Source organism: Nesterenkonia halophila, from assembly GCF_009467795.1.
In the GTDB taxonomy this organism is placed as follows: Bacteria; Actinomycetota; Actinomycetes; order Actinomycetales; family Micrococcaceae; genus Nesterenkonia; species Nesterenkonia halobia.
Window position 1 is genome coordinate 48418 of record NZ_WIAX01000017.1, and the last position, 12590, is coordinate 61007.

Here is a 12590-nt window from a genome sequence, read left to right on the forward strand (position 1 = left end):
GTCCTTTCCTCAGGTGGTCGTCCGCAGCTGGCGGCGCAGGTAGATCCAGGAGGCGGTGAGCACGATGATCGTGAGGATGACGGCAACTGCCGCGCCGTAGCCGTAGCGACTGAGCGTGAAAGTCTCGCGGTACATCGTCAGGGCCAGAGTCTCGGACTCCGTCCCGGGGCCTCCCTTGGTCAGCAGCCACACGATGTCGAAAGTCTTCAGACTGGCCACCAGGGACATTCCGACCACCACGACGGTGATCGGTCGCAGCTGCGGGAGGATGACGCTGACGAGCATGCGCAGCCCGGTGGCGCCGTCCAGCCGGCCGGCCTCGATGGTCTCGGAGGGGATCGACTGGAGTCCCACGAGGAAGAGGATCATCGCCGCGCCGGTCGCCTGCCAGGTGGTCGCGATGATCATCACGATGGTGTTCATCGGCCACTCGAGCAGCCATTCCTGCTGCAGCGTGTCGAGCCCGAACGTTCCGAACATGTCGTTGATCGCGCCGTCGGTGGCGAGCATGAAGTTCCACAGGATCGCCGTCGTCGCTCCGGAGAGCGCGTAGGGCAGGATGACGGCGAACCGGGCGACACGCCCCCAACCGACGTTGTTGGTCCCGACCGCGATGAGGAGACCGAGCAGCACCGGCAGCAGCAGCGTCCCGACGGTCCAGATCGCGGTGTTCAGCAGCGAGCGGTCGAAGTTCGGGTCGTCCATCAGCGTCATGTAGTTCTGCAGGCCGACCCAGGTACGGCTGAGGCCGTTGTCGCTGAAGAAGCTGCGGTACACCGTGGCGATGAACGGGAGGAAGAGCACGAGGCTCACCAGGGCGACGGCCGGAGCGAGGAACAGGGCGAGCCAGCCGCGCGTGGCCGCTCTCCGTCGCTTGCCGGTGCGACGTCCGGCGTCGGCGCCGCGAGGTGCGGCATTCCGGGAAGAGGCGTCGGTGCGCGGGGTGACTGTCGAGGTCGTCATCACAGGTTCCACTTCTTCCACTCGTCCTCGGCGCGCTTCTGCATTCGCCGCAACGTTGCCCTCGCGGTCCGCGTCGACGGCGAGGCCATGAAGGCGCCCAGCTCCTTGACGTTGCCCTCGACCATCACCGGAGGGGAGGCCTCCCAGTAGCGGGTGGCGAGGCGCGGCTCGGTCTCGGCGACGGCGGCGGCCAGGTCCTGGACGGCGGGGACGGACGGAAGGGCGTCCGGGTTCGCCGAGAGATCGTTGAGGAAGTCGACCCAGATCTGCTGGACGTCGGTGCGGAGCCAGGAGGCCAGGACCTCCAGGGCCTCGTCACGTTTGTGGGCATTGTCCGCCACGGCGATCGCTCCGCTCTCGGTGACGATCGTCGGCGGCGCCGACGGTTCCACAGGCGGGACCATGTACAGCCCGAAGATGTCGCCCAAGCCGGCCTGGACATACGTGTTGGCGTTCCATGTGCCGTACAGGTTCATCCCGACCGTTCCCTCGTCGAAACGTCCCGGCGCTTCGGGGACGGAGAAGTCCGGTGGGGAGAAGAAGCCGCGCTCGTACAGTCGGCCCCAGACCTCCATCGCTTCGACGGCGACGTCGTCCAGGTAGGAGGCCCGTCCTTCGGTGAGATCGGTGTAGAAGTCGGGATCGATGCCGTTGACAAGCTGCTGGAACCAGATGATCGCCTCCCAGGTGCTGGTCCCGCCGCTCGCGATCGGGGTGACGCCGTCGGCCTTGAGCTCCTCGGCGACGGCAAGGAAGTCATCCCAGGTCGCAGGAGGCTCCAGCCCCAGCTTCTCGAAGACCGGCCGAGAGTAGAACATCGCATAGTAGGACTGATGCAGCGGAATGGCGTAGGGCGTCCCCTCCGCGCTGAAGGTCTCCCGCATCGTGGGATCGACCCACTGCTGAGCCTCGGCCTCGTCCCAGATGGTCGATAGGTCGGCGAAGATGCCGCTGCGGGCCACGTCGCGCAGCCGGTACCCGTTCCACCACTTCACCAGGTCGGTCGTGGAGTCGGTGCGAGCCGAGGTGCGCACGATCTGCTGATAGCTGCTGACGTCCGGCGTGGCACGCACGGAGATGCCGTGACCCGTGTGCTCGCGGAGCAAGTCTCCAGCATCGGTGAGCCCGGGCGCCCACGTCGGGTTGTCGTTGCTCAGCGTCACGTCGGGTCCGGGAGCCGCCCTGGTGAGCGTGCCGCGGGCGCATCCGGCAAGCAACACCGCGGCACCGGCCGTTCCCGCGGTGCCCAGCAGGGTGCGCCTGCTGACCGGCGTGGTGATCCGAGCCGTGGCTGACATCGGAGCTCCTAACTCTCGTGGCCCTCGACGGGGCGGGGAACGACTTCCGCGTCGATTCGGTGTCACGAAGGTAACGTTACCATCAGCTAATGTGCAATAGCTCACGAAAAATTGTGCGACACATCCGCCTGATCATCGAGATCACCGCGATTGATCGCCTCGATCGCTGGCAGGAGAATCCAGCTCCGACATCCACGTTTTGGTATCGATACCTACTCATTCGTCGAACCAACCTCCGAGGACGTCCCCAAGACCGCTCCGATCATGCTTGCCTGCTCGGCGGGCAGGGCTCCGCGCACCACGTCCGGCACCTGCTCCGTCGCCCCCATGGAGGCCGCGAGCTGGCGGCGCAGAGGGGGAAACAGCAGGTCTTCGGAGGCCGCCATGGCCCCGCCCACGACGAGACGATCCGCCTCGAACATCGACAGCCAGGGCGCGAGAGCCCGACCGAGCACCTGCATGCCGCCGACGAGAGACTCGGCGGCCTCCGGCTCGCCGACACGCGCGCGGTCGGCGATCTCGGCGACGTCGGCGGACCGCCCCGTGCGCTCGCGGTACGCGCGCCGCAGCGCCCGCCGCGAGACCAGCTCCTCGAGGGGCGCGCCGTCGACGTCGGTGCGATGCAGTTCTCCGCCATCAGGAACTTCCGCTCCTTCGGTGACGCAGCGCCCCCTGTCGACGAAGGCGCTGCCAATCCCGGTCCCGAGCGTCACCGCGACACAGCGTCCGGCGCGCGCCCCCGCGCCTGACCGCCATTCCCCGAGACCGAAGGCTTCGGCATCGTTGATGAATCGCAACTTCGCCGGGTCCCACCCCCATCGCGCGGCGAGCCCAGCCCGCACATCCACTCCGCGCAGCCGAGCAAACTTCGCGACACCTCGGAAGTCGCCCACGCCGCGGAGGTAGTCGAACGGCCCCGGAACGGCCAGCGCCACGCGCCCGGCACGCCGGATGTGCTCGCGACCGCACCGGGCAATACGGTCCAGCAGGTCCCCGGCGTCGGCGTCGGCGTCGATCGACTCGCGCCGCTCACCGCGGATCCCGACGGAATCGACGAGGGCGCTCGACACATGAGTCCCCCCGATGTCGACGGCGGCGACAGGGCCCGATGCGCGCGGTTCGAAGGGCATGATTCCATCCTTCCGTAGTCATGCGCCGGGCGGACCATCGACATGGTGGACTGGGCCGCGACGGCTGTGGCATCCTCGTGGTAACGATACCAAGAACACGATCAGGAGCGACATGCGGATCCCAGCCAGCGCCGCCGCACGGAACTACGACAAGCAGCCCGTGATCGATGTCCCGGGGGACCATGCCGCTTGGAGCGGCCCCGCGGCCTGGTCGGCGCTCGCAGAGCACGCCGACGGCGGCACGATCGTCATCGACTCCTACCCCGGCAGCGACATGCCTGCCCTCCTCGACGCCGCTCGCACGGCGCTTCCCGAGGCTGTCGTCATCGACGTCGAAGAGGACGCCGCGCTTCCTCCGAAGGAGATCTCCGCCCTCGTCGACGGCGACCTCACCGAGGACCGCGTCTTCGGGGTCATGTCCCATCATCGGCTCGAGGATTTCTACGATCCCGCGCGGCTCCGAGCACTGGCCGCCCAGGTCTCCGCCGCCCCCCGCCAGCACGTGCTCATCGGCTGGGGGGCAGCTCTGGTCCCGGTCGGACCGGCGACGCTGGTCCTGGCCGACCTCGCACGGTGGGAGATCCAACAGCGGTTCCGCCGAGGGGCCGGGAACTGGCGCGCCGACAACGGCGAGGAGGATGCGCTGCGGAAGTTCAAACGCGGATACTTTGTCGAGTGGCGCACGGCCGACCGGCACAAGCTCACGCTCTTCGACCGACTGGACTTCCTCCTCGACACGAACGGCTCAGTCGACGAGGTCAAGGCGGTCACGGGGGACGCCTTCCGCGCAGGGCTCGACGCGGTGGTCTCGCGGCCGTTCCGCGTCGTCCCCTTCTTCGACCCCGGCGTCTGGGGCGGACAGTGGATGAAGGAGGTCTGCGGACTGGACCGCGAGGCCCCGAACTACGCATGGTGCTTCGACTGCGTGCCGGAGGAGAACAGCCTGCTACTCGGCGTCGGAGATGAAGTGCTCGAGGTCCCGGCTCTGAACGCGGTGATCAGCCGCCCGCGCGAGCTTCTCGGCCAGCGCACCTTCGCCCGTTTCGGCGCGGAGTTCCCGATCCGATTCGATTTCCTCGACACCGTCGAGGGCGGGAATCTGTCGCTGCAGGTTCATCCGTTGACGGAGTACATCAAGCAGCGCTTCGGCATGAGCTACACCCAGGACGAGAGCTACTACCTGCTCGACGCGACGGATGATGCGACGGTCTATCTGGGGCTCAGGGACGGCATCGACCCGCAGGAGGTGGAGGAGGAGCTGCGCCTCGCCGAGACGGGAGAGACGACGTTCCCTGCGGAGCGATTCGTCAATGCCTTCGCCGCCCGGGCCCACGACCACTTCGCGATCCCCGCGGGGACGGTGCACGCCTCAGGAGCCGGTTCCATGGTGCTGGAGATCTCCGCGACGCCGTACATCTTCACCTTCAAGATGTGGGACTGGGGCCGCGTGGGACTGGACGGCGCCCCCCGGCCGATCCATCTCGATCATGCGCTGGCCAACGTCCAGTGGGACCGGACCACGGAGTGGACGCGGAGCCAGCTGGTCAATCCGGTCGAGCCATTGGCCGAAGGGCCCGGCTGGCGCGAGGAGCGCACCGGACTGCACGAGCTCGAGTTCATCGAAGTCCGGCGCCATTGGTTCACCGAGACGGTAGACCATGACACCTGCGGCACCGTCAACGTGCTGAACCTCGTCCAGGGCACCGAGGCGGTCGTCGAGAGCCCCGGCCGGGCTTTCGCCCCCTTCATCGTGCACTATGCGGAGACCTTCATCGTTCCGGCCGACGTCGGCGCTTACCGGATCCGCCCTCTCGGCGAGGGCGAGCATGCCACGGTGAAGGCCTCCGTCCGCGGCACCGCGAGGACGGGCTGCTGATGTTCGTCGGAATCACGAACGCTCCCCGACCCTACGTTTGGGGGTCCCGCACCCGCCTCGCCGAGTTCCTCGGACGCGAACCCAGCGGACACCCTGAGGCCGAGGTCTGGCTCGGGGCGCATCCCCAAAGCCCGAGTCGCATCCTCGATCCCTCGTCGACCGGCGGCCACGAACGCCTCGACACCTGGATCGCGGCCGATCCGGATCGCACCCTCGGAGTGGAACGGAGCTCGGACGAACTGCCCTTCCTCATGAAGCTGCTGGCGGCCGAGGAACCCCTGTCGATCCAGGTCCATCCGGACGAGGAACAGGCTCGCGAGGGTTACGAGGCTGAGAACGCCCGGGGCATCCCCCTCGACCGACCTGAGCGCACCTACAAGGACTCCCGGCATAAACCCGAGATCGCGCTCGCCGTCGACGCGCCGTTCGACGCGCTCGCCGGATTCCGCCCTCTGGACCGGACCCGCCTGCTGCTGCAGGAGCTCATCCGCCGGTCGACCCGTCGCCCCGAAGCCCGGCGCGAGCTCGTCGAGCTGGAGGCTCAGCTGGCCGGCCCCCCGGAACCCGTGCTGCGACGCCTCATGGATCGGTTCTTCGACGAGCGGGCGGCGCCTCCACTCCTCGACGCGGTGACCGACGCCGTCACGACGCCAGGAGGGTCGGGCGACTGGGGGCCGGAGATCAACACTCTCGCCGAGATCGCCCGAAGGCGACCCGGCGACCCGGGGCTGCTCGTCGTCCTGCTGCTGAACCGGATCACCCTGGAACAGGACCAGGCCGTCTATGTCGCGCCCGGGGACGTCCATGCGTATCTCCACGGCCTCGCCGTCGAGGTGATGGCGGCCTCGGACAACGTGGTGCGCGGCGGCCTGACGAGCAAGCATGTCGATGTCCCGGCGCTCCGACACATCGCGCGATTCCACGAGTCGCCTCAGCCCGTCCACGATCCGGATGTTCCTGCACATGGAGTCGCGGTCTACCGCCCGCGCGAGACGGACTTCCAGCTCGCCGTGCTGGCTCCGTCGACGGGCCAGGGGGCCGGCGTCGAGTTGACCGGCCCCGCGATCGCCCTCGGCTTGTCCGGCGCACCACGGCTGAGCGGGCAGCACGAGACCACGTCCCTCGCACCGGGCCAGGCCGTCTATCTGACTCCCGACGAGAAGGTCGTCCACGCCGCCGGCCAGGGGCGGATCGCGGTGGCGATGCCGGGCGCTGACACCGGTCGCGCCGACACTGTGTTCAGCCCCCGGCGGTGAACCCCACCTCGTGCCACCCGGTGGCGCCGTCCGGGACCGTTCCGCTGACCTCCTCGGTCTGGGTGACGCCGTCGCCGTCGGTGGCCCGGACCCGCAGCCGGTGCTGGCCGGCGGCGACGTCGTCGAGCACCAGGGAGAACTGCCGCCAGGTGTCGATCCCGCCGGCGGCGGCGAGCTCGGCGGTCCGCCACTCGCCGTCGTCGAGCTGGACCTCCACGGCGGCGATGCCGCGATGCTGGGCCCAGGCGGTGCCACCGACGGTGACCTGCCCTGGCGAGACCCGAGCGTCGTCGCGCGGGACGTCGATCCGTGAGGCGGTCTTGATCGGACCGCGCGCCGACCAGCCCCGATCGGTCCAATAGGCCGTGGCGTCGGCGAAGCGGGTGACCTCCAGCTCGACGACCCATTTGGTGGCCGAGACGTACCCGTAGAGCCCCGGCACCACCAGCCGGGCCGGGAAGCCGTGCTCCGTCGGCAGCGGCTCGTCGTTCATCCCGACGGCCAGCAGCGCGTCGCGCTCATCGGTCAGCGCGGCCAGCGGGGTGGAGGCGGTGAAGCCGTCCGTCGAGCGGGAGAGCACCATGTCCGCTTCGTTCCGCGGCCCGGCCTCGGCCAGCAGCATCCGCACCGGAAGCCCCAGCCACTTCGCGTTGCCCACCAGATCGCCGCCGATCTCGTTGGAGACGCAGGCCAGCGTCACCCAGGCCTCGACCAGGTCGCGCTCGAGCAGCTCGTCGAAGTCGAGGGTGACCTCGCGCTCGACGAGTCCGTGGATGCGCAGCCGCCAGCTCCGCGGGTCGACGTCGGGCGGGGCGAGTGCGGTGTCGATGCGGTAGAAGGTCTCGTTCGGCGTGGCCCAGCCCGGCATGCCCGCGACGCCGGCGCCCACTCCGGACGGGCGCGGAGCGCGGCGCGCCGGCCGCGGCAGCGTGATCGTCTCGCGCAGCCGCCGTCCGGCATGCAGGACCGAGGCGCCGAGTCGGCCGGCGACGATCCCGGCCGCGCCGAGCACTCCGGCGGTCGCGGCCAGCCCGATCACGCTGCGGCGGCGCGGAGCCGATGCCGAGGACACGGCCGGGGAGGGCGGCGACGGCGATGACGGCGGCGAACCCGGCTGCGCCCCCGCAACGCGGGCTCCGCGGCGCACCAGGCCCTCCAGCACGAGCAGTCCGAGGACGATCCCGCCGACGGTCGGCAGCACCGCCGGAAGCCAGCCGATCCCGACGAGCCCGACCTCCGGCCGGGAGACGACGGCGGCGGCGAGTCCCAGGCCGACGCCGAGCACGAGGAGCCGGGCGATCACGCGACGGGTGCGGGCGAGCAGCCCGAGCGCGGCGGCGAGCGCCGTGGCGACGACACCCATGACCACGAAGAGTGCGATCTTGTCGGCGGTGCCAAAGAGGGTGATCGCCGCGTCCTTCAACCAGGCGGGGCTTGCGTCGATGACCACGGCTCCCAGAGCCAGCAGCGGCGATCCGTCCGGGATCAGCAGGCCGGCCAGCAGCTCCGCCGTGCCGAGGGCGGTCAGCGCGGCGGCGCAGCCGATCAGCGCGGCCGCGGGACGGGTCAGGCCGGGCTCCGCCACGGCGTCGTCCTCCTCGATCCGGCGGCACAGCTCATGCTTGATCGTGCGCGCGGACGGCCCCGCGGGTCAACGCGGCGCGGCCTGTGCCCCGCCCTGCGCGACGACGCCCTCGCCCCACGCCGTTCGTGAGGGGCCGAGATCCCCGAGTTCTCGCAGGATCACCGTGATACAGCGCGGTGATCCTGCGAGAACTCGGGATCTCTAGGGACGCCCTGGGGGCTCCACGGCAGAAGCGGGCCGGCTCAGACGACGACGGCGATGCGGCCGGCCTCGTCGACGCGCACGGCGAAGACCTCCAGGCGCGGGCCTTCCTGGCTCAGGCACTCCCCGGTCTCCAGGTCGTAGACCTGCTTGTGGATCGGAGAGGCCAGCGTGGGCCGCCCCTGCTTCGTGCCGACGATGCCGCGGGCCATCACGTTGGCGCGGGCGACGTCGTCCCACTGCGAGACGGCGAAGATCCGGTCGCCGGGCACGCGGATCAGCGCGATCTGCACCCCGTCGACCAGGGCGGCCTCGCCGAAGAAGGGCTCGAGGTCCTCCAGCCGGCACACCACATGTTCGGTGCCGGCCGGCGACGCCCCTCCCGAGGACTCGTCGGCGGTCTCGTGCGCAGTGCGGGCATCCAGTGCAGCTGTCATGCCGACCAGGCTATGTCCGCGGCGTTTCCCCCATCGTGCCGCGGTGTTTCCCGCCGGTGAAACGTCCTTCATCCCGCCTGACTCCTCACCAGAGGACCTCGTCATCCTGGCTTTACAGAGGCGATACGGCCGGGAAATCGCCCCCGCCTAGCGTGGAATGCACCCGGAGTCGGGGACGGCGTCGCCGCAGATCTGCGACGGCCGCAGGCCGCGGCCGCACGGCGCCGATCGACCGCCGCGCCCTCCGGGGCGCCCGGCACCGACCGATCGCGAAGGGGAGTTCCGATGTCTGCACCCAGCACAGCGACCACCACCGACGGCGCGCCGACCGGAGAGGCCCGCCGCATCGTCGTCGTCGGCGGCGGCCCGGCCGGCCACCGGCTGACCGAGGCGCTGCTCGCCCGCCGTCTGCCGGGGACGACCATCACCGTCTTCGCCGAGGAGCCCGTCGCCCCCTATGACCGAGTGGCGCTGTCCAGGCGTTTCGAGACCGACGACGACCTGCTGCTCGGCGAGCCGAGCCTCTGGGAGCACCCGGCGGTGACCCTGCGCACCGGCGTAGCCGTCACCGGGCTCGACCCGGAGGCGCGCACCATCACCACCGCCGAGGGCGAGACCGTCGGCTACGACGAGCTGGTCCTGGCCACCGGCTCCTCCGCCCCGCGCCCGCCCATCGAGAACAGCGAGCACATCGCTGTCTACCGCACGCTCGACGACGTCGACTGGCTGCGGGCCAAGGCCGCCGAGCTCGCCGACGACCTGGGCCGCGCCCCGCGCTGCGCGGTCATCGGCGGCGGGCTGCTCGGCCTGGAGGCCGCCGGCGGGCTGCGGGGCCGCGGCGCCGAGGTCACCGTGGTCCACTCCCGCCCGTGGCTGATGAACGCCCAGCTCGACGAGTTCGGCGGCCGCACGCTCAACCGCCTGCTCGAGCAGGAGGGCTACACGCTGCAGCTGGGCGAGCGGCCGGCCGCGCTGACGGTGGACCTCGAGCGCGCCGAGCGCGAGCACCCCTACACGCTGCACTTCCCCACCGCCGACGACGTCGCCGCCGACCTTGTCGTCGCGGCCATCGGCATCACCGCCCGCGACGAGCTGGCCCGCGAGGCCGGCCTGGAGCTGGGTCCGCGCGGCGGCGCGGCCATCGACGGCACCTGCGCGACCTCTGCGGAGGGCGTCTGGGCCATCGGCGAGGTCGCCTGCTTCGAGGACACCACCATGGGCCTGGTCGCCCCGGCCAACGCGATGGCAGAGGTCGTCGCCGACCGGCTGGCCGGCGGGGACGCGACCTTCGACGGCTTCGACACCGCAGCGAAGCTCAAGCTCGCCGGCATGGACGTCGCCTCCTTCGGCGACGGCTTCGCCGAGGCCGACGACGCGCTGGAGGTCGTCTACGCCGACCCCGCCGAGGGCGTGTACCAGAAGCTGGTGGTCACCGACGACGCCAAGACCCTGCTGGGCGGCATCTTCGTCGGCGACGCGAGCCCCTACTCCTCGCTGCGGCCGCTGCTCGGCCGCGAGCTGCCCTCCGAGCCGGGCGGCTTCCTCTCCGCCGCCGGCGGCGAGCCCGCCGAGGTCGAGCTGCCCGACGACGCGCAGATCTGCTCCTGCCAGGACGTCTGCGCCGGCAGCATCCGCTCGGCCGTCGCCGGCGACGGCGAGAACCCGCCCTGCGGCGACATCGGCGCGATCAAGGCCTGCACCGGTGCGGGCACGCAGTGCGGCTCCTGCCTGCCGCTGACCAAGAAGATCATGGAGAAGGAGATGGTCGCCCAGGGCATGGAGGTCTCCACCGCCCTCTGCGAGCACTTCGCCCCCTCGCGCAGCGAGCTCTACGAGGCCGTGCGCGCCACGGGCCTGACCTCCTTCACCGCGATCGTCGACCGCTTCGGCACGCCGGCGGACTCGACGGTCAACTTCGGCTGCGACATCTGCAAGCCGGCGGCGGCCTCCATCCTCGCCGCCGAGTACGACGAGCACATCCTCGACGACGGCCGCGGCGCGCTGCAGGACACCAACGACCGCGCGCTGGCCAACATGCAGAAGGACGGCACCTACTCGGTGGTCCCGCGCGTGCCGGCCGGCGAGATCACTCCGGAGAAGCTGGCGGTCATCGCCGAGGTCGCCCGGGAGTTCGACCTCTACACCAAGATCACCGGCGCCCAGCGCATCGACCTGTTCGGCGCACGGCTGGAGCAGCTGCCGTCGATCTGGAGGCGGCTGGTCGACGCCGGCTTCGAGTCCGGCCAGGCCTACGGCAAGGCGCTGCGCAACGTGAAGTCCTGCGTGGGCTCGACCTGGTGCCGCTACGGCGTGCAGGACTCGGTGGCCATGGCCATCGAGCTGGAGATGCGCTACCGCGGGCTGCGGTCCCCGCATAAGCTGAAGTTCGGCGTCTCCGGCTGCGCCCGCGAGTGCGCCGAGGCCCGCGGCAAGGACGTCGGCGTCATCGCCACCGCTGAGGGCTGGAACCTCTACGTCGGCGGCAACGGCGGCGCCACGCCGGCCCACGCCGAGCTGCTGGCCAAGGACCTCGACGACGAGACGCTGCTGCGCTATATCGACCGGTGCATCATCTACTATGTGCGCACTGCTGACCGACTGCAGCGCACCGCGCACTGGATGGCCGAGCTCGACGGCGGCGTCGACCACGTCCACGACGTCGTGGTGCAGGACTCGCTGGGCATCGCCGCCGATCTCGAGGAGGCCATGGCCCGCCACGTCGACACCTATGAGGACGAATGGGCGGCCACGCTGCGCGACCCGGAGAAGCTGCGCCGCTTCCGCAGCTTCGTCAACGCCCCGGAGGCTCCGGACACCGGGCTGTCCTACGTCGTCGACCGCGACCAGCGCCGTCCGGCCACCGAGGAGGAGCTCGCCGCCGCCGAGACCGGCGAGCGCCCGGTGCTGCTCTCCGGCCCGCGGATCCCGGTGCGCGGGACCGACGCGGCGGAGCCCGACGTCGAGCCGGCCGCCGCACCGACCGACCACGCCGATGCTGACGCGCCCCAGCCGGCGGGAACGGGGGTGAGCTCATGAGCGGCGAGACTCCGCGGGGCGCCGTGACGCTGGTCGGCGGCGGGCCGGGGGCCGCCGACCTGATGACGGTGCGCGCCCGGGACGCGCTGGCCGCCGCCGACGTCGTCTACCACGACCGGCTGGCCCCCACCGACGACCTGCCGGCCTGGGCGCCGCGCGCGGAACTGGTCGACGTCGGCAAGCGCCCCGGCCACCACCGCGTGCCGCAGGAGGAGATCGGCCGGATGCTGGTCTCCGCAGCCCGCGCCGGACGCGTGGTGGTCCGGCTCAAGGGCGGCGACCCCTACGTCTTCGCCCGCGGCGGCGAGGAGGTCGCCGCCTGCCGCGCGGCCGGCGTGTCGGTCACTGTGGTGCCGGGGATCTCTTCGGCGTTCGCCGTCCCGGCGGCGGCCGGCATCCCGGTCACCGCCCGCGGCGTCTCCAAGGCCTGCACTGTCATCTCCGGACATGACCCGCTCACCGAGGAGGAGCTGGCCGGTCTGGTCGGCCTGGGCGGGACCGTGGTGGTGCTGATGGGGGTGGGCACGCTGGGCCACACCGTCTCTGGGCTGCAGCGCCGCGGGATGGCGCCGACGACGCCGACGGCGATCGTCGAACAGGGATTCGGCGCCGCCCAGCGCACCACGATCGCCTCGCTGTCCGAGGTGCTCTCGGCCGCGGCCGGCCGCGGCATCGGCGCGCCGGCAGTGCTGGTGATCGGCGACGTCGTCGCCCTGGCCGCCCGCGAGCCGGGCACCGGCGAGGCCGCCGTCGAGCGTCCCGGCATGCGACACGTCCGTGATCTGGCCGCGACGGCGGTGGGATGATG

At 71.0% G+C, this 12590-nt stretch carries 9 protein-coding genes; 4 read left to right on the forward strand and 5 right to left on the reverse strand.

Features of this window, described 5'->3' with window-relative positions:
* Positions 1–9 precede the first annotated feature (9 nt).
* The 3 genes from GCL72_RS08695 to GCL72_RS08705 form a co-directional block, all read right to left on the reverse strand.
* Complete coding sequence (locus tag GCL72_RS08695) at positions 10–963, reverse strand: carbohydrate ABC transporter permease (protein ID WP_153144324.1); 954 nt, start codon at positions 961–963, stop codon at positions 10–12.
* Positions 963–2261, reverse strand: a complete 1299-nt coding sequence (locus GCL72_RS08700) for an ABC transporter substrate-binding protein (protein WP_153144325.1) — start codon at positions 2259–2261, stop codon at positions 963–965. The genes GCL72_RS08695 and GCL72_RS08700 overlap by 1 nt, the downstream gene beginning before the upstream one ends.
* A 212-nt stretch (positions 2262–2473) precedes the next feature.
* Positions 2474–3391, reverse strand: coding sequence for an ROK family protein (locus GCL72_RS08705; protein WP_153144326.1), 918 nt, complete (start codon positions 3389–3391; stop codon positions 2474–2476).
* A gap of 112 nt (positions 3392–3503) precedes the next feature.
* Between GCL72_RS08705 and GCL72_RS08710 the strand changes: the two genes are divergently transcribed.
* Both GCL72_RS08710 and manA read left to right on the forward strand, forming a co-directional pair.
* Positions 3504–5267 (forward strand): class I mannose-6-phosphate isomerase, encoded by a 1764-nt coding sequence (locus GCL72_RS08710; RefSeq protein WP_153144327.1) that lies wholly within the window; start codon positions 3504–3506, stop codon positions 5265–5267.
* Positions 5267–6523, forward strand: a complete 1257-nt coding sequence (gene manA / locus GCL72_RS08715; protein ID WP_153144328.1) for a mannose-6-phosphate isomerase, class I — start codon at positions 5267–5269, stop codon at positions 6521–6523. The genes GCL72_RS08710 and manA overlap by 1 nt, the downstream gene beginning before the upstream one ends.
* On the opposite strand, the gene GCL72_RS08720 is transcribed toward manA, so the two are convergent.
* Positions 6507–8108 carry a molybdopterin-dependent oxidoreductase gene (locus GCL72_RS08720; protein ID WP_153144329.1) on the reverse strand — a complete coding sequence of 534 codons (1602 nt, stop codon included), beginning with the start codon at positions 8106–8108 and terminating at the stop codon, positions 6507–6509. The genes manA and GCL72_RS08720 overlap by 17 nt on opposite strands.
* Positions 8109–8350: 242 nt before the next feature.
* A complete protein-coding gene (nirD, locus tag GCL72_RS08725) occupies positions 8351–8746 on the reverse strand; it encodes a nitrite reductase small subunit NirD (protein ID WP_153144330.1) in 396 nt (131 codons plus the stop codon).
* Between the two features lie 285 nt (positions 8747–9031).
* Between nirD and nirB the strand changes: the two genes are divergently transcribed.
* Positions 9032–11782, forward strand: a complete 2751-nt coding sequence (nirB, locus tag GCL72_RS08730; protein ID WP_153144331.1) for a nitrite reductase large subunit NirB — start codon at positions 9032–9034, stop codon at positions 11780–11782.
* Positions 11779–12588: a uroporphyrinogen-III C-methyltransferase gene (gene cobA / locus GCL72_RS08735; protein WP_153144332.1), complete on the forward strand. Its 810-nt coding sequence runs from the start codon at positions 11779–11781 to the stop codon at positions 12586–12588. The genes nirB and cobA overlap by 4 nt, the downstream gene beginning before the upstream one ends.
* Positions 12589–12590 lie beyond the last annotated feature (2 nt).